The 16,485-nt window shown below is 65.3% G+C and carries 11 protein-coding genes and 1 pseudogene; 6 read left to right on the top strand and 6 right to left on the bottom strand.

Features of this window, described 5'->3' with window-relative positions:
• Both PMM47T1_RS29870 and PMM47T1_RS16235 read left to right on the top strand, forming a co-directional pair.
• Window positions 1-195, top strand: a 195-nt coding sequence (locus PMM47T1_RS29870) for an autoinducer binding domain-containing protein (protein WP_177323386.1), incomplete at its 5' end; no start/stop codon positions are given.
• A gap of 15 nt (window positions 196-210) precedes the next feature.
• A complete protein-coding gene (locus tag PMM47T1_RS16235) occupies window positions 211-585 on the top strand; it encodes a helix-turn-helix transcriptional regulator (protein WP_157213026.1) in 375 nt (124 codons plus the stop codon).
• A gap of 21 nt (window positions 586-606) precedes the next feature.
• Here PMM47T1_RS16235 and PMM47T1_RS16230 read toward each other — a convergent pair whose 3' ends face one another.
• The 4 genes and pseudogenes from PMM47T1_RS16230 to mnmC all read right to left on the bottom strand — a co-directional run bounded on the left by PMM47T1_RS16230 (window position 607) and on the right by mnmC (window position 6,836).
• Window positions 607-1,704, bottom strand: a complete 1,098-nt coding sequence (locus PMM47T1_RS16230) for a lipocalin-like domain-containing protein (protein ID WP_008370771.1) — start codon at window positions 1,702-1,704, stop codon at window positions 607-609.
• Window positions 1,694-4,123: an ABC transporter permease gene (locus tag PMM47T1_RS16225; RefSeq protein ID WP_043301169.1), complete on the bottom strand. Its 2,430-nt coding sequence runs from the start codon at window positions 4,121-4,123 to the stop codon at window positions 1,694-1,696. The genes PMM47T1_RS16230 and PMM47T1_RS16225 overlap by 11 nt, the downstream gene beginning before the upstream one ends.
• A 193-nt stretch (window positions 4,124-4,316) precedes the next feature.
• A pseudogene (locus PMM47T1_RS30905) lies at window positions 4,317-4,701 on the bottom strand (ABC transporter ATP-binding protein); the annotation flags it as partial.
• 161 nt (window positions 4,702-4,862) lie between these two features.
• On the bottom strand, window positions 4,863-6,836 hold the full coding sequence (gene mnmC, locus PMM47T1_RS16215) for a bifunctional tRNA (5-methylaminomethyl-2-thiouridine)(34)-methyltransferase MnmD/FAD-dependent 5-carboxymethylaminomethyl-2-thiouridine(34) oxidoreductase MnmC (RefSeq protein WP_008370766.1): 1,974 nt from the start codon (window positions 6,834-6,836) through the stop codon (window positions 4,863-4,865).
• Window positions 6,837-6,953: 117 nt separating this feature from the next.
• Between mnmC and PMM47T1_RS16210 the strand changes: the two genes are divergently transcribed.
• The 3 genes from PMM47T1_RS16210 (at window position 6,954) to PMM47T1_RS16200 (ending at window position 14,008) form a co-directional block, all read left to right on the top strand.
• Window positions 6,954-11,195: a dermonecrotic toxin domain-containing protein gene (locus tag PMM47T1_RS16210; RefSeq protein ID WP_043301145.1), complete on the top strand. Its 4,242-nt coding sequence runs from the start codon at window positions 6,954-6,956 to the stop codon at window positions 11,193-11,195.
• A gap of 42 nt (window positions 11,196-11,237) precedes the next feature.
• Entirely contained in the window at window positions 11,238-12,734 is a 1,497-nt protein-coding gene (pap, locus tag PMM47T1_RS16205) for a polyphosphate:AMP phosphotransferase (protein ID WP_008370763.1), read from the top strand.
• A 92-nt stretch (window positions 12,735-12,826) separates the two neighbouring features.
• Complete coding sequence (locus PMM47T1_RS16200; protein ID WP_008370760.1) at window positions 12,827-14,008, top strand: thiolase family protein; 1,182 nt, start codon at window positions 12,827-12,829, stop codon at window positions 14,006-14,008.
• Between the two features lie 123 nt (window positions 14,009-14,131).
• Here the strand turns inward: PMM47T1_RS16200 and PMM47T1_RS16195 are convergent, their stop codons facing one another.
• Together PMM47T1_RS16195 and PMM47T1_RS16190 are read right to left on the bottom strand one after the other, a co-directional pair.
• Complete coding sequence (locus PMM47T1_RS16195) at window positions 14,132-14,317, bottom strand: DUF6316 family protein (protein WP_008370758.1); 186 nt, start codon at window positions 14,315-14,317, stop codon at window positions 14,132-14,134.
• A gap of 67 nt (window positions 14,318-14,384) precedes the next feature.
• Complete coding sequence (locus PMM47T1_RS16190) at window positions 14,385-15,779, bottom strand: class II fumarate hydratase (protein ID WP_008370756.1); 1,395 nt, start codon at window positions 15,777-15,779, stop codon at window positions 14,385-14,387.
• A 169-nt stretch (window positions 15,780-15,948) separates the two neighbouring features.
• Between PMM47T1_RS16190 and PMM47T1_RS16185 the strand changes: the two genes are divergently transcribed.
• Entirely contained in the window at window positions 15,949-16,482 is a 534-nt protein-coding gene (locus PMM47T1_RS16185; RefSeq protein ID WP_008370754.1) for a DUF2059 domain-containing protein, read from the top strand.
• Window positions 16,483-16,485: the final 3 nt, after the last annotated feature.

Here is a 16,485-nt window from a genome sequence, read left to right as displayed (position 1 = left end):
GGGCAGAACAAAGTCTACAAACATAATAATTACCCGGATGCCTGGAATCGTTGCTATCAGGAAAACCGCTACTTTGAGCACGACCCTTTAGTGCAGGACATCGCCGATGCGCAACTTCCGCTGTTATGGGGTAATGAGCTATTTGCTGGCCATTTAGAATTATGGCGCCAGTATCAAGCCCACGGACTTCGTTAAGGCATCAGTCAAGTGGTGCACAGCGGTCGAGGCGTCAGCAGCGTCCTGAGCCTGGTGCGCAGCCAGGATGAGATCAGCATCGGCGAGTTCTACGACAAGGCGGGCGATGTGTTGTGGCTGGCGAACCTGGTGCATAACGCCCTGGCGATCCGGATCGATACCGCGGTGCAACAACAGCTTGCCGACAGCGCGGCTGAGGCAGGTTTATCCCCGCGCGAGCGGGAAGTCTTGAAGTGGACCGCCCAGGGCCTGACCTCGGTGGACGTCGCCAAGGTGTTGCAGTTGAGCGAGCGCACGGTCAACTTCCATATTGCCCGCTGCATCGAGAAGCTGGGCGTGTGCAACAAGCTGTCGGCGGTGGTAAGGGCGGTGCTCTGCGGTCTTATCTGAAAATAGCTGGCGGCTCACAGCTTAGTAGCCGGTCATCTCCAGGTACCCCTGGCCAGTGTGGCTACCTTCGATGCGTATCGGGCCCTCCCAATAGGGGGGCGTCACGTCCATCCAGGCGTTGCGGTTCAGGGCGCTGAGTTGCACGTCCAGCCCATGCTCGGCGATGCGCAGGTGCCAATGGGTGGGTACGGTGTGGCCGTCCAGGGTGACCGATGGCGCCAGCGGTTGCAGGTCGATCTGCCGGTTGTCCAGCGGTTGCCCGTGGCCGTCGGCGGCAATCCAATTGCCACTGATGAAGTCGGCGCCACCTTGTTGGCGCAGCCGGAACAGCATCACTTGGCTGCCGTCGGCCAGGTGCAGCGAGAACCAGTCCCAGCCTTGCTGGTTGGCCGCCAGCGGTTGACTGCTCCATTCGCGGTCCAGCCAGGCCTGGCCACTGACCTGCCACTGGCGGCCCCGGGCGTTGACGCGGCCTTGTACCTGGTAGAACGGTTGGCTGTAATACCACGAGGCTTGGCCCTGTTGCGATTTGCGGCTGTAGCCCTGGTCACCTTGCAGCACCAAAGGGCGATCGCTTGCCAGGTTCAGGTCGTAATCAAAGTCTGCGCCATGGGCGCTCATCTGCACGTGCCCGAGGCGATTGTCGGGCGGCCCGATGGCGGTCAGGTGCCAGTCGTCTATCCATGCGGTGAAGGGGGCGGCCTGTGCGCCCGCCTGACCGATGCCGCCACGGGCCATGGCCTGCGCACTGTGCTGGAAGGTGGCGCCGGTCAACGCCGCATGGCCCAGCCACAGCGTCTTGTGGCTCCAGCCCGGCGCTTCGGGGCCGGGCGCCATGGCGCTGCGAAACAGGGTCCATTGGGCGCCAAAGGTTTCACCGGTGGTGGCGGTGAGGTTGGCGGTCACGTACCACCACTCGATGCGGTAGTCAGGATGGGGCCCGTGGTCCTGGGGAAACACCAGCGGCGTGCCCGGCCGTACCTGAGCAAAGCCTTGGGCCTGTGCGCCCAGGCCGGCGAAGCCCTGGGCGGGTGGCGGTGGTGCGTCGCAACCGGCCAGCAGCAGGCAGGCCAGTAGCAAACCTTGTGCTGCGCTGTTGATGAGGCGTCTAGCGTTCATCGGCGAACACTCGCAACAGGTCGGCCGGGCGGCTGCGCAACAGGCGCACCAGCGGCCAGGCCGACGCCAGGGCCGTGGCCAGCATGGCCCAGCCCAGCAATTGCAGGATCTGGCCGGGGAACACTTGCAGGGGCAGGCGCCAGCCGAACGCCTGGACATTCACTACCGCCACCAGGCACCAGGCCAGCAGTATGCCCAGGGGCAAGGCCAGCACCAGGGTCAATAGGCTCAGCAGCCAGGTCTGGGCCAGGTTCAGCGCGATCAACTGCCGACGGTTCACGCCCAGGGCCCACAGTGGCGCCAGGTGGCCCAGGCGGTTGTCGCTCTGGGTCAGCAGGCTGATGAACAGCGCCACGGCAGCCACGGCCAGGGTCAGGCTGTCCAGCGCGCTGGTGGCACTGAAGGTGCGTTCGAATACCTGCACGGCCCAGCGCTTGAGCTGGCCTTGGTCCACCAGGCGGCTGTCGTCCAGCGCGAATTTGGCCTGCAAGGCGGCCTTGAGCCCAGGTACGGCGTAGGGCGCCACGCGCACCGCCAGGCGCGTGGGCGGCTGCCCTGGCCACAGGTGTTGCCAGGTGCTTGCGCTGATCAGCACGTGGCCCTTGGGGTTGCCATAGTCGGCGTAGATGCCCACCACGGTAAACGGCTTGCTGGCGAGTTGGCCGGGCAATGACAACGGCTCGCCCAGGCCGATGTGCAAGTGCCTGGCCAGTTGTTCGCTGAGCATCAGGCTGTCGCTGTCGAACAGCCGGTCCCACGGGTTGCCGGTGGCGGCCTCAAGCAGCGGCCAGTGCTGGCGGTACAACGCATCGTCGACCACCCCGTGCACCTCCACCGGCCAGCCCTGTAGGCTCACATCCTGTTCGCGCCCCGGCAACACCCGGCGCACCTCACCGCGCTGCTGCAGCCAGGTTTGCACCTGGGCGGTCTGGGCGCCATCGTTCGGGCGCACATAAAGCTCGGCCACCAGCCGTTGCTCCAGCCAATGGCTGAAGGTTTCGCGAAAGCCCTGGGTCATGCTTGAGGCGCCGACGTTGGTGGCCATGGCCAGCAGCAAGGCCATCAGCGCCTGGCTCAACGCGGGCAATTGCTGGCGGCAGTCGGCCAGAAACCAGTGGCTCAACACGGCGCCGCGGCGCCCGCTGGCGAGCACGGCCAGCACGCGGTCGAGCATTACCGGCAATGCCAGCGCCGCCGCCAGCAGCAGGCAGGCCAGCAGGGTGAACCCTGCTGCCAGGCTGTCGCCCCACAGCACCAGGGCTACTGCCAATGTGGCCAGAACAAGCGCGGCCCAGCCCTGGCGCTGCAACCACTGGCCATGGGCACCGCGCCACGCCTGATGCCCGGCCAATGCCAGCAACGGCAAGCGTGCGGCCCGCCACAGGCTTTGGCCGCCAGCCAGCAGCGCGCCGGCCAGGCTCAGGCCGATCGCCCCCAGCCACCACCAGGGGCCCAGGCTCAGCTGGTTGCCAACCTCGGCGCCATACAGGCCGCGCAGGCTGGCGGCGACGTCGGGCAGCAGCAGGCTGGCGAGCAGGTAGCCGCTGAACACCCCGGCGACTGCGCCGACCAGGGCCAGCAAGGTCAGTTCCAGCGTCAGGGCAATGATCAATACCCGCAGGCCCACCCCGCAGGCGCGCAGTGTGCGCAGCAGGCCACGGCGTTGCTCCAGCGCCAGGCCGATGGCGGCCTGGGCAATGAACAGCCCCACCACGAACGCCAGCAGCCCCAGGGCGGCCAGGTTCAAGTGCAGTGCCTCGGTCAGGCGCTGCATGTCCTGGCCGGGGTCGGTGTGCTGCCAGCGCAGTTGGCCGTTGAAGGTAGCCGGCAATTCGGCGCTGAAGCCGGCTGCCACCAACAGGCGCGACAGTTGTTCCGGCGCCTGCAACACGTCCTGGGCATGGCCAATGTCCATCAGCAGCACGCCGGGCGCCATGTCGCGGCGCCCATACAGGGGCGGCATCCCAGGGGTGGGCCTGGCACCATCGCTCAGGCCCAGGCTGGCGAGCGTCTGGGTCGACACCCAGGCCTGGCCCGGGTCGCCGATAAAGGCATAGAGGTCGTCCTGGGAAGGGGCCTGTCCGCCCAGCGCGGTATGCGCGGGCAGGCTCAAGGGGTCAATGCCGTTGACCTGCAAGCGCTGGCCGTTGACGGTGACGCTGCCTTGCAGCAACGGCGATACGGGCCAGCCCTGGCGCCGTAGCTGGACGAACAGCGCCTGGGGCATGCGCTGGCCCTGTACGGGCGCCAGGCTGGCCTGGGCCTTGCCGCCAATCAGTTCGCTGGCCTGGGCATAGCTGGCACGCGCCTGGCCATTGAGCGCCTGCACGGCAATCAGCAGCGCAGTGGCCAACCACAGGCCTGCGAGCACGCTGGCCAGTTGCACCGGGTGCTTGCGCCAGTGGCTCAGCAGGGCCATCAGGGTCCAGCCCAGGCGGCGCACCGTGATCAACCCTGTACCTGGCCGGCGTGCAGCACCACTTGGCGTTGCAGGCGCGCGGCAATGGCCGGGCTGTGGGTCACCATCAACAGGCTGCAACCGCTGTCGGCCTGCAGTTGCAGCAGCAAATCCAGGACCTGGCCACTGGTGTGTTCGTCGAGGTTGCCGGTGGGCTCGTCAGCCAGCAGCAGGGCCGGGCGCGAGGCCAGGGCGCGGCCCAGTGCCACCCGTTGCTGCTGGCCACCGGAGAGTTGTTCGGGGTAGCGCTGCAGAACGCTCGACAGGCCCAGGCGCTCGGCCAGTTCGCTGTTCCAGGCCGGATCATGGCGCCCGGCCAGGCGGGCCTGAAACGCCAGGTTGTCTGCCACGCTGAGGCTGCCGATAAGGTTGAACTGCTGAAAGATCAGACCAATGCCCGTGCAGCGCCAGGCCGCGAGCTGGCGTTCGCCCAGGTGCTCCAGCGCCTGCCCGGCCACCTCGATGCTGCCGCTGTCGATGCGGTCCAGGCCGGCCACCAGGTGCAGCAGGGTGCTTTTGCCGCTGCCGGATTCGCCCATCAAGGCCAGGCTCTGGCCCTGCCCCAGTTGCAGGTCCACCCCGGCCAGCACGGGAAGCGGGCCTTGGGGGGTGGGGTAGGCTTTGTGCACCTGTCGAATAATGAGCATGAAATTCCTGTGTAGCCGCAGCCTTCGGCAGCGGCTACAGAATTGTGTACGGTTTACGGTTTGTTCTTGATCAGGCTGCGCAGCTGAAAGCGGTTCGGGTGACAGGCTTCAGCCACCGCGCGAGGCAGCGGCAAGGCCTCGTCATCCAGCCAGGCGGCAATCAGCTCACCGCTCAACGGCGCGGTAATCAAGCCTCGCGAGCCATGACCGCTGTTGACGTACAGCCCCTCCAGCCACGGGCAGGGCGCGTCAGGTACCTGTCGGGCATCGCGGCTGAGTATGGCGTAGGCTTGGGAAAACGCTTCGCGGTCGGCCAGTGGCCCGACAATGGGCAAATAGTCAGGGCTGGTGCAGCGGAAGGCCGCGCGCCCCTGAAGCTGTTCTACCGGCCGTTGCCCCACGCCCAGGCGTTGGGTCAAATCAGCGGATATTTCCTCAAGCATCGCCAGGTTGCCTTCATGCTCGGCCACCGTCGGGGTCAGGTCGTCGCTGTGGAAGTCAAAGCTGGCGCCCAGGGTGTGTTCGCCCAGCCGTGCCGGCGCCACATAGCCTTCGGCGCACACCACGGTACCCAGTGCGGCGCTGCCCGGGGTTTGCGCCAGGCGAGTGATCTGCCCGCGAATGCGCTTGAGTGGCAGGTGCGCCGTGGCGGCCATGTCACGCACCTGCGCGGCGGTACACAACACCGCCACCGGCGCGCTGGCCAGCAGGTGCTCGCCGTCCCAGGCCTGCCACTGGCCATCCACCCGGCGCAGCTCCAGCACTTGATGATGGGCCAGCACGCGCACGCCTGGCTGGCCAGCTTGCCACTGGCACAGCGCGGGCGGGTGTACCCAGCCGCCCTCGGGGTAATACAGGCCGCCGCTGGCCAACTGCACGCCGGCACGCGCCTGGGCTTCATCACGCTCCAGCACATGCAGCAAGTGCGGGTTGAAGGCGGCCGCCAATTGCGCCTGGCGCTGGCGCTCCTTGTCATCGAAGGCCAGTTGCAGCACGCCGCAATCATCCCAGTCGCGGCCGCGTTCAAGTTGCTCCAGCAAGCGGCGGGTGTGGCCGAAACCACTGAGGATCAGTTGCGACAGCGCGGTGCCATGGGCCGACAGCTTGAGGTACAGCACGCCTTGGGGGTTGCCCGAGGCTTCCTGGGCCACCTCGCCATGGCGCTCCAGCAAGCTGACCTGCCAGCCCCGCGCGGCCAGGCTGGCGGCGGTGGCGCAGCCGGCCAGGCCTGCGCCAATCACCAGCGCGTGACGCTCGCCCGCAGGCCGAGGAGGGCGGGCAAACCACGGTTTGACCCGTTCGGCAGGCGCCTGCTCAGGGCCCTGGAAGGCCCCGCGCAGTACTTCCCACTTCTTGCCGATGCCGGGGATGCGCTTCATCTTGTAGCCCACGGCAATCAAGCCGCGGCGCACCCAGCCGGTACTGGTGAAAGTGCCCAGGGTGGAGCCGGGCGCGGCCAGTCTTGCCAGCTCGGCAAACAGTTCGGGCGTCCACATCTCCGGGTTCTTGGCTGGGGCAAAACCGTCCAGGAACCAGGCATCCACCTGAGCGTCCAGTTGCGGCAACTGCTCCAGCACATCGCCAATCAGCAGCGTCAGGGTCACGCGGCCGCCGTCGAACACCAGGCGTTGGAAGCCGGGGTGAATGCCTACGTATTGCTCAAGCAACGGCGCCGTCAGCGCGGCCAGTTCCGGCCACAAGCCCAGGGCGCGGCTGAGGTCGGCATGGCTGAGCGGGTATTTTTCAACGCTGATGAAGTGCAGGCGCGCCCCGGCAGGCGCCTGTTCGTTGAACAGCTGCCAGGCGCAGAAAAAATTCAGCCCCGTGCCAAAACCGGTTTCACCGATCACCAACCGCTGGCCATCGTGAAGCGCGGCGAAGCGCGCGGTCAGGTCGTTCTGGTCGATGAACACATGGCGGGTTTCTTCCAGGCCCGAGGCGGCGAAGTAGACATCGCCGTACTGGCGGGAAGTGGGGCGCCCCAGGTCATCCCAGTCGATGTGGGCGTGCAGCGATTCGGTGCTCATGGTGGGCTCGGTGGCAAACAGGCGTCCATGATACCGGTGGGTGGTGTTTATTGCCGCTTTTAAGCGCCCGCACGGTTGTTAAGGTGCGGCCCTGGACACCTTTCGCAAGGAGCGATGATGACAACCCCAGAGCATTCCCTTATTCCCTTTGCCCGTGGCGATCACGCCAAATCCCGCGAACACGCGCGGGTGGTGGAAACCAGCCTTCCTGCTTGGCTGACCCGTGCACCGAGCCCCATGCGCATGGCGTTGCGTGCCAGCCAGGTCAGCAGCGAGGCAGCACGGGTGGCGTTGGGCCATTGGCTGGCGGCGCTGCAGGGCCTGGACAGTTTTGCCCAGCCGTTACTGGCAGCCGCACTCAAGCCGCTGGCCCCCGGTATCGATGTAAGCACTGATGTACTGGCGCGCCTGCGCAACGTTGGCTCGCTGAGCGTGCCACGCCAGCACATGTCCCGGCAGACATTGCTGCATGCCGCGTTGCAGAATTTCAGCGACGAGGAGTATTTCGAACCGGGCTCGCTGCTGCTGCCCGGCGCCTCGCTGGTGATCGAAGAGGGGGGGTTGAGCTACCGCTACCCGCCGGCCAAGGCCTTGCCCATCAGCGTCTCGGCGTTTGCCGCCACATGCCGCGAGCTGGATATTGGCCAGGCCTACCAAGCCCACCTGAAGACATTCCTGGAACCTGCCCAGCACAGCGCCAAGGCCCTGTTTCTCGACAATGACCGTCGCAGCCTTGAAGTGCAGGCCCACATCGCCCGGCTGCGCAATGACATCGATGAGCCGGCCTACCGCGCGCTGTTGGACCTGGTGCAAGGCCGAGCGGCCAGCTGGGAACGCAAGCCATTGCGCGTCAGTGCGTTGAGCCTGATGCAAAGCTCGATGTTCAGTGGCGGCGAGCTGCATGGGCCGTTGCTGCTGGACACCACCGATGACGGCGCTTGCGTGTTGTATGTGCCCCAGGAACCCACGCAGCCGCTCAAGCAGTACCCGTCCTTGCAGGCCGCGCATGATGCGTTGCGCGAGAAGTTGCGCAACCGCGATTACCGTCGCTTCTGGCGCCGGTTCGTCAGCCAGCGGCATGCCACGGCGTTTTTGGATCACCTCAAGGATCGTCTTACCCCGCTGGTCAGTACCTTTCCCCAGGCCCCGCAGCGCGCGCCAGACGCGGCGGCCAACCTGTACCTGCAACGTGTGGCGTTGGCGGGGGAGGTATTCGCGGCCCTGCACCAGCAACGGGTGGCCCGCATGCTCGACGATGCCAGGGTCATGGCCACGCCCACGGCCGACATCGATGCCCGCGAGCGTGATGAGCGCAACCGCGCCTGGCTGTCGGCGGGCCTGGACCTGCTGGGCCTGACCGCGCTGTTCATTCCCGGCCTGGGCGAACTGATGCTGGCCTGCGCGGCGGCGCAGTTGGTCAATGAGGTGTACACCGGTGTGCAGGACTGGCGCCACGGCGACGCTCATGCGGCGTTCATCCACGCCATGGACGTTTCCGAGAACCTGGCAACCCTGGCCGTGATGTCGGGCGCGGTCAAGTTGGCGCAGATGCCCAGCGTGCCGCGCTGGCCGCAGGGGCCGGTGTTCGATGAACTGGTGCCGGTGCGCTTGCCCAATGGCCGCGAGCGCTTGCACCGGCCCACGCTCGATGGTTATGAGCATTCTGCGACGTTGCCGCCGCAGTTGAGCCCCGACCCCGACGGCCTGTATGTGCATGACGGCCATGAATTGGCCGTGGTGACAGGCAAGGTCTACGCCACACGCTATGACAGCGAGCAGCGCGCCTTCCGTGTGATTCACCCCTCGGCCCGCGACGCTTATGAGCCGCTGTTGGCCAAGGATGCGGAGGGTCTTTGGCAGTTGGCCGCGCAGCAGACTGTGGCGGTCAGGGGCCAGGCCCTGCGTTCGCTGGCAAACAGCTCGCTGGCCTACCTGGACGATGACCGGCTGAACCTGGCCTTTCACTGCGCAGGTGTTGAGCCGGCACTGATCGAGCAAACCTTTGCACCGGGCAGCCGCGTCTCGGCCTTGCTGCGTGACACCCTGGTGCGGTTCGGAATCGACCGGGCAATCGCGCAGCACCGGGCGGGTGTAGACATCACCGACCCGGGCCTGGCGTTTAAATTGGCCGAACCGTTTGCACCGCTGGCAGGTGCGGACGATGACCTGGCCCTGTTTGAAGCGCTGTACGAGGCGTCGCACTTTGGCGGCGCGGGTGCTTCAGCGGTGTTACGCCGTGACTTCCCCTCCATCCCCGTGGGGGTGGCGGAGGAAATCCTCAGCCGGGTAGGCCCGGCCGCCCAGCAAGCAATTGTCAGCGCCCGGCGCTTGCCCCTGGAGCTGGCAGAGCGTGCTCGGGATTATCAACAGGCCTTGCGCCTGAACCGTGCGCTTGAGGGCTTGTGTTCGCCGTCGCGGGCCAACGTCGACAGCGCCGAACTGGCGCGCAGGCTCAAGGTGCAGCTGCCGGCCGAGGCCAGCGCAGCGCAGGTTCGTGACGCAGGCCTCAGCGACCGTGAACAGTGCGCCTACTGGTTGAAACAGCACCCCCCGGCGGCGCATTTCAACGGCCCCGTGCGCGATGAAATGGGCCGGCTGGGCTATGCCATGAGCGGGCGCCGGCCCACTGCTGCCCAGCTCACGCAAGCGCAGTTGTTGGACATGGTAAAACGCACCTATCGCGGCATGCGCAAGAATGACGCCATTGTGTTTGTCCGCGGGCTGGGCCATAGAAGGGGTTACGAAGAAGCCATGGCGGTGCTCCAGGCCCTGGAGGCTTCGCGCCTGGAGCTTAACCTGAGCCTGGATTATTGGGTGCAGGCCCAACCGTCGGCCGCCGCCTTGGCACGCTTCAATGGCGATGTGGTGGAGTTGCGGCATCATCGTCGCGAGGCCGCTTCCCGGCTGGCCGAAGCGTGGCAGCGCAATGGGCCGCCCGACTTTGAGCGCGAGCTGCTCGGCTTCCCTCTGGATTTGCAAGAGCTGCCTCTGATCGACCTGCCGCCCCTGCTGGGCGGCTTCAATTGGGTCCAGTCGCTCAACCTGCGCAACTGCCACATTGATGCCCAGGGCCTGGCAGACCTTCTGTTCAACTTTCCGCGCCTGCATACCCTGCGGCTCAATGGCGTTGGCCTGGAAACCCTGCCGGACCTGTCGCGCCAGCAGGCCACGCTCAAGCGCCTGGACCTGGGGGGCAACCACCTGGTCGTGGACCAGGTAATGCTCGACCGTCTGGGGCAGCTGCCCGAACTCGAAACGCTGTCGCTCAATGGCAATGCCGTGTTGGGTGTGGCGCAGGCCACGGGCTTCAGCCATCTGTACCGCCTGGACCTGGCCAATTCGATGATCGGCGCCTGGCCAGCCTGGCTGGAAAACCTGCCGATGTTGCGTTCGGTGGACCTCAGCGGTTCTGGCTTGACCCAGTTGCCACCGCAGGTGCTGACCGCACAAGGTACGCAGCCCATGATACAGGTGGAGCTGCATGGCAATTTGTTGCCCGTGGCGCTGCAACGGCAGATCGCCCTGGCCAGGTTCGAAGGTCGCCGTTTCAACCTGCAGTTCGTGGCACCACACGTGCAAGCTCAGGCACCGGACTACTTCGCGTCGCCTTGGTTAGTGGGGCTTGATACGGAGCAGCAGGCCGCCTACCGGCAGTATTGGGCACACATGGGGCGCAAGTCGGACATGACTCAGTTCATCAGGCTGCTGGATCAGATGAGGCGGGTGCCGGAATTCGTGCTCAACCCTGGCGAAGTGCGCCGCAGGGTGCTGCAAGTGGTGCGCGCGTGCGCATTGAGGGAGTTGCTGCGACGGCGCCTGGCCAACATCGCGCGCGATGCCTTGCCCGGCGAAGAAGGCCTGCTGTTGGCGTTCAGTGAGATGGAAGTGGAGGTTTACCGTGCCGAACCCCTGGTGCTGGACAGCCCGGCCGCGAGGCGGGAGTGGTTGGTCAATCGAGCACGCTTGCTGTTTCGCGCTCGGCAAATTGCCCTGCATGGCGAAGAGCTGGTTGAACAACGCCGGCGTACAGGGAGCTGGTTCAAGGGTGAAGCCCTGCTCTTGCAGTTGCGCACCGAGCTGGGTACACGAATGGCGTTGCCCGGCCAGCCGCTTCATCGCGTGGTGGCGGGTGAAGGCGGATTGACTGCGATGCAGCTTGATGCCGTACAGGCAGCGGTGGGCGTGGCCGAAGGCAGTGACGAATTCATTCGCTACCTCATCGGGCAGGAGAGCTGGCGCACCCACCTGCATCGCCAGTATCACGAGCAGTTCACGATCACGCCGTCTATGGGCATTGACGCGTTGTGCCGGCAGTTGACTCGACAGGAGCTGTCGCTCATTTCCCCGCCCTTGGCGTGATGCGCTACCCTCAAGGCCTTATTGGTCAAGGAGTAGCTGCCCATGTTCGAGTCCGCCGAAATCGGTCACGCCATCGACAAGGAAACCTTCGAGGCACAAGTGCCGGCCCTTCGCGAAGCCCTGCTGGAGGCCCAGAACGAACTCAAGGCCCAGGCACGTTTCCCGGTGATCGTGTTGATCAACGGCATTGAGGGGGCGGGCAAGGGCGAAACGGTGAAGCTGCTCAACGAGTGGATGGACCCACGCTTGATTGAAGTGCGCTCCTTCGACCAGCAGACCGATGAGGAGCTGGCCCGGCCGGCCGCCTGGCGCTATTGGCGCCAATTGCCGGCCAAGGGCAAGATAGGCGTGTTTTTCGGCAACTGGTACAGCCAGATGATTCAAGGCCGGGTGCACCGCGAGTTCAAGGACGCGGTGCTGGACCAGGCCATCAACAGTGCAGAACGGTTGGAACAGATGCTGTGCGACGAAGGCGCGCTGATCTTCAAGTTCTGGTTCCACCTGTCCAAGCACCAGATGAAAGCTCGGCTCAAGGCCCTCAAGGACGACCCCCTGCACAGCTGGCGCATCAGCCCGCTGGACTGGCAGCAGTCGGAAACCTATGACCGCTTTGTGCGCTTTGGCGAGCGCGTGCTGCGACGCACCGGCCGTGACTACGCGCCGTGGCACATCATCGAGGGCGTGGACCCGCACTACCGCAGCCTTACCGTGGGCAAGATCCTTCTGGAGGGCCTGCAGGCCGCGTTGAAGGCGCCCACCGAGCCCCTGCACCAAAGCATCGCGCCCTTGGGCCAGAGCCTGGATGGCAAGAGCCTGCTGGGCAGCCTGGACCTGAGCAAGCACCTGAGCAAGGACGACTACCACGAACAGCTTACCGCCGAGCAGGCACGCCTGGCCGGGCTGTTGCGAGACAAGCGCATGCGCCGACACGCCCTGGTGGCCGCGTTCGAAGGCAACGACGCTGCGGGCAAGGGCGGCGCCATTCGCCGCGTGTGCGCGGCACTGGACCCGCGCCAGTACAACATTGTGCCCATTGCCGCGCCCACCCAGGACGAACTGGCCCAGCCTTACCTGTGGCGCTTCTGGCGGCAGATACCGGCACGGGGCAAATTCACCATTTTTGACCGCTCCTGGTATGGCCGGGTACTGGTGGAGCGCATCGAAGGGCTGTGCAGTGTCAGCGACTGGATGCGCGCCTACGGTGAAATCAACGACTACGAAGAGCAGTTGGCCAATGCCGGCGTGGTGGTGGTCAAGTTCTGGCTGGCGATCGACAAGGACACCCAGTTGGAGCGTTTCGAAGCTCGGGAACAGGTGCCGTTCAAGCGCTTCAAGATCACCGAGGACGACTGGCGCAACCGCGAGAAATGGGACCAGTACCGCGACGCGGTGGGCGACATGGTGGACCGTACCAGCACCGAAATTGCACCGTGGACGCTGATTGAGGCCAACGACAAGCGCTGGGCACGGGTGAAAGTGCTGCGCACCATCAATGAGGCACTGGAAGCGGCGTTCAAGAAGGACAAGAAATCCGGATAAGCCGCCATCAGGCCCCTCGATTATCGTCGCGAGCTGCTGCCCCCGCACCTATGCTGGGGGCATCCGAACACGACAACTAAAAGAGGTGCGGCATGCGTGAAGTGGTGATCGTCGATAGCGTGCGGACGGGCCTGGCCAAGTCCTTTCGCGGCAAGTTCAACCAGACCCGCCCCGATGACATGGCGGCCCATTGCGTCAACGCGCTGCTGTCGCGCAATGGCATTGACCCGGCCAGTGTCGAGGACTGCATTGTCGGCGCTGCCTCCAACGAAGGCGCCCAGGGCTTCAACATTGGCCGCAACGTGGCCGTGCTGTCGAAACTGGGCACCGGCACGGCCGGCATGACCCTCAACCGCTTCTGCTCTTCGGGCCTGCAAGCCATTGCCATCGCCGCCAACCAGATTGCTTCCGGCTTCAGCGACATCATTGTGGCCGGCGGTGTCGAGTCCATCAGCCTGACCCTGCGCAGCGTCAACCAGGACCGCCTGCTCAACCCCACCCTGCAGGAAAGCTCGCCGGGCATCTACATGCCCATGGGCTTGACCGCCGAAGTGGTGGCCAAACGGTACCAGGTGAGCCGCCAGGCCCAGGACGAATACGCCCTGCAAAGCCAGTTGCGCACGGCCCAGGCCCAGCTGGACGGCCGTTTTGATGACGAAATCGCCGCCATGAACACCCGCTACCTGGTGGAAGACAAAGCCACCGGCGAGCAGAAATGGCTGGACGGCGTGGTGGACCGCGACGACTGCAACCGCCCCGACACCACCCTGGAAAGCCTGGCCAGCCTGAAACCGGCGTTCAGCGAAGACGGCTCGGTGACGGCGGGCAACGCATCGCAACTGTCCGACGGCGCCTCCATGACCCTGGTCATGAGCCTTGAACGCGCCCAGGCCCTGGGCCTGACGCCGCTCGCTATTTTTCGTGGGTTTAGCGTGGCAGGCTGCGAGCCGGACGAAATGGGTATCGGCCCGGTGTTCGCGGTGCCCAAGCTGCTGAAGACCGCAGGCGTGGCGGTGCAGGATGTGGGCCTGTGGGAGCTGAACGAGGCGTTCGCGTCGCAATGCCTCTACTGCCGCGACCGGTTGGAGATCGACAACGCCCAGTACAACGTCAACGGCGGCTCGATTGCCATCGGCCACCCGTTCGGCATGACCGGCTCACGGCAGGTGGGGCATATCGTGCGTGAATTGCAGCGGCGCAAGTTGCGCTACGGCGTAGTGACCATGTGCGTGGGCGGCGGCATGGGCGCCGCCGGCCTGTTCGAAGCCGTTTAAACCCAGTGGCAGCGGGCTGTGCCCGCGAACAGCACGCCACGATCTGTGAGGTGGAACGCGGCGTTTTCTTCGCGGGCAGAACACGCTCCCACCGGTTCAAGCACGTGGCGCCGGGGCGCGCGCCTAGGCCCGGCGCTGCATGCGGTCTATGTAGGCCTGGGTCTGCTGGGCCGCGATCTCCCGGGTGGGGAAGGGCCCTTCCTGGGTATTTTCGCGGGTGGTGAAGAAAAACTCGCCGTTGACCATGATCACCCTGTCACTGCGGTAGTGCACCGTGTCGACCGGGTCTTGCGAACGCTTGCCGAACATGGAAATTCTCCCAGGTTGATTGCCATTCATCTTATCGAGTTCCCGGCCACCGGGTATCTACCGCCGGTCAGCCGTTTTTGCCCGACTCCAGCATGTTCTCCGGCCGCACCCACTGGTCGAACTCGGCGTCGGTGAGGTACCCCAGGTCCAGCGCCGCCTGGCGCAGGGTGAGGTTCTCGCTGTAGGCCTTCTTGGCTATTTGCGCGGACTTGTCGTAGCCAATGTGCGGGTTCAGCGCGGTTACCAGCATCAGGCCGCGTTCCAGATGCTCGGCCATCTGCGCCGGGTCCGGCTCCAGGCCGGCGATGCAATGCGCCTGGAAGTTGCTGCAACCGTCGGCCAGCAGCCGGATCGATTGCAGCAGGTTGTGAATGATCACCGGCTTGTACACGTTCAACTGCAAATGCCCTTGGCTCGCGGCAAAGCCGATGGCCACGTCGTTGCCCAGCACTTGGCATGCCAGCATCGACAAGGCCTCGCACTGGGTAGGGTTGACCTTGCCGGGCATGATCGAGCTGCCCGGCTCATTGGCCGGCAATTTCACTTCGGCAAGGCCTGCGCGGGGCCCGGAGCCCAGCAGGCGCAGGTCGTTGGCCAGCTTCATCAGCGCCACGGCCAGGGTCTTCAGCGCGCCGGACAGGCTGGTCAGCGGCTCATGCCCGGCGAGGGCGGCGAACTTGTTCGGCGCGGTAATGAATGGCAACCCCGACAGCGCCGCCAATTCGGCGGCGATGGCCTCGGAAAAACCGTGCGGGGCATTCAGCCCGGTGCCTACCGCCGTGCCGCCCTGGGCCAGCTCGCACACGGCGGGGAGGGTGGCGCGGATGGCGCGCTGGGCATAGTCAAGCTGCGCCACATAGGCCGACAGCTCCTGGCCAAAGGTAATGGGGGTGGCGTCCATCATGTGCGTGCGCCCGGTCTTGACCAGGTGCATGTGCCGCGCTGCAAGCTCGGCGAGGCCCGCCGACAGTTCGGCGATGGCCGGCAGCAAATGCTGGTTCACCGCCTGCACGGCGGCAATGTGCATGGCCGTGGGGAAGCAGTCGTTGGAACTTTGCGAGCGGTTGACGTGGTCGTTGGGGTGCACCGGCGCCTTGCCTCCACGGCCCTTGCCGGCCAGCTCGTTGGCGCGCCCGGCAATCACTTCGTTGACGTTCATGTTGCTTTGGGTGCCGCTGCCGGTCTGCCACACCACCAGGGGAAACTGGTCATCGTGTTCGCCGTCCAGCACTTCGTCGGCGGCCTGTTCGATCAGCCGGGCAATGTCGGCCGGCAGGTCGCCGTTGCGGTCGTTGACCCGCGCTGCCGCTTTCTTGATCAGTGCCAGGGCGTGCAGCACCGCCAGGGGCATGCGCTGGTCACCAATGGCGAAGTTGATCAGCGAGCGCTGGGTCTGCGCGCCCCAGTAAGCCTCTTCGGGAACTTCAATCGGTCCCAGGCTGTCAGTTTCTGTTCGGCTCATGCGATGGTCCTCCTAGACGGTCTGATTCGCAGTTTAGGCTGCGTATCGCGGTTGCGGTTCCATCAGGTTTCATGTGCCAGCGTGCGCCCGGGGTTGAGCGAAATGCTCGCTTGGGCGCAGAATGTTTGATTCCGGGGTACTACCTCGCCTGCTAACTTAAGGAAACTCGATGACCCGTCTTCGTGCCATCTGTACCGCGGTTGCTCTGGTATGCGCCAGCGGCCACGTCTTCGCCGACACCGCCAGCCACAACGCCAGCGCTGAATCGTTCCTGATGATGGCGCATGCTGACAAGCTCGGGACCCCGGTCTACATGCAGGTGCAGCAAATGTTTGCCCAGCGTTTCGAACAGACCAAGGCCCCGGACTCCAAGCGCGCCGTGCTGGAAACCTACCAGGCCAAGGCCAACGCCGCGCTGGACCAGGCCATTGGCTGGCCGAAGCTGAAGCCGGACATGGTCAAGCTGTACACCGACACCTTCACCGAACAGGAGCTCAAGGACCTGGTCAAGTTCTACCAGTCGCCGCTGGGCAAGAAAGTACTGGAGAAAATGCCTTCGGTGACCCAGCAGTCGGCTCAGCTGACCCAGGAAAAACTGGAAAGCGCGGTGCCTGTGGTCAACAAGCTGCTGTCTGACATGACCAACGAGCTGGCACCGCCAAAAGCGGCAGCACCGGCCGCCGCACCGGCCAAGAAGCCGTAAGCG

Source organism: Pseudomonas sp. M47T1, from assembly GCF_000263855.1.
Taxonomy (GTDB): domain Bacteria; phylum Pseudomonadota; class Gammaproteobacteria; order Pseudomonadales; family Pseudomonadaceae; genus Aquipseudomonas.
The sequence above is the reverse complement of the archived record's forward strand: the minus strand, read 5'-3'. Positions and strand labels throughout refer to the sequence as shown.

What these genes read in the sequence shown, in the direction of transcription:
- PMM47T1_RS16230 (WP_008370771.1), bottom strand. Translation starts at nt 1,704, where the DNA reads ATGAACGCTAGACGCCTCATCAACAGCGCAGCACAAGGTTTGCTACTG.
- mnmC (WP_008370766.1), bottom strand. Translation starts at nt 6,836, where the DNA reads ATGAGCACCGAATCGCTGCACGCCCACATCGACTGGGATGACCTGGGG.
- pap (WP_008370763.1), top strand. Translation starts at nt 11,238, where the DNA reads ATGTTCGAGTCCGCCGAAATCGGTCACGCCATCGACAAGGAAACCTTC.
- PMM47T1_RS16190 (WP_008370756.1), bottom strand. Translation starts at nt 15,779, where the DNA reads ATGAGCCGAACAGAAACTGACAGCCTGGGACCGATTGAAGTTCCCGAA.
- PMM47T1_RS16185 (WP_008370754.1), top strand. Translation starts at nt 15,949, where the DNA reads ATGACCCGTCTTCGTGCCATCTGTACCGCGGTTGCTCTGGTATGCGCC.
- PMM47T1_RS16210 (WP_043301145.1), top strand. Translation starts at nt 6,954, where the DNA reads ATGACAACCCCAGAGCATTCCCTTATTCCCTTTGCCCGTGGCGATCAC.
- PMM47T1_RS16195 (WP_008370758.1), bottom strand. Translation starts at nt 14,317, where the DNA reads ATGTTCGGCAAGCGTTCGCAAGACCCGGTCGACACGGTGCACTACCGC.
- PMM47T1_RS16225 (WP_043301169.1), bottom strand. Translation starts at nt 4,123, where the DNA reads ATGGCCCTGCTGAGCCACTGGCGCAAGCACCCGGTGCAACTGGCCAGC.
- PMM47T1_RS16200 (WP_008370760.1), top strand. Translation starts at nt 12,827, where the DNA reads ATGCGTGAAGTGGTGATCGTCGATAGCGTGCGGACGGGCCTGGCCAAG.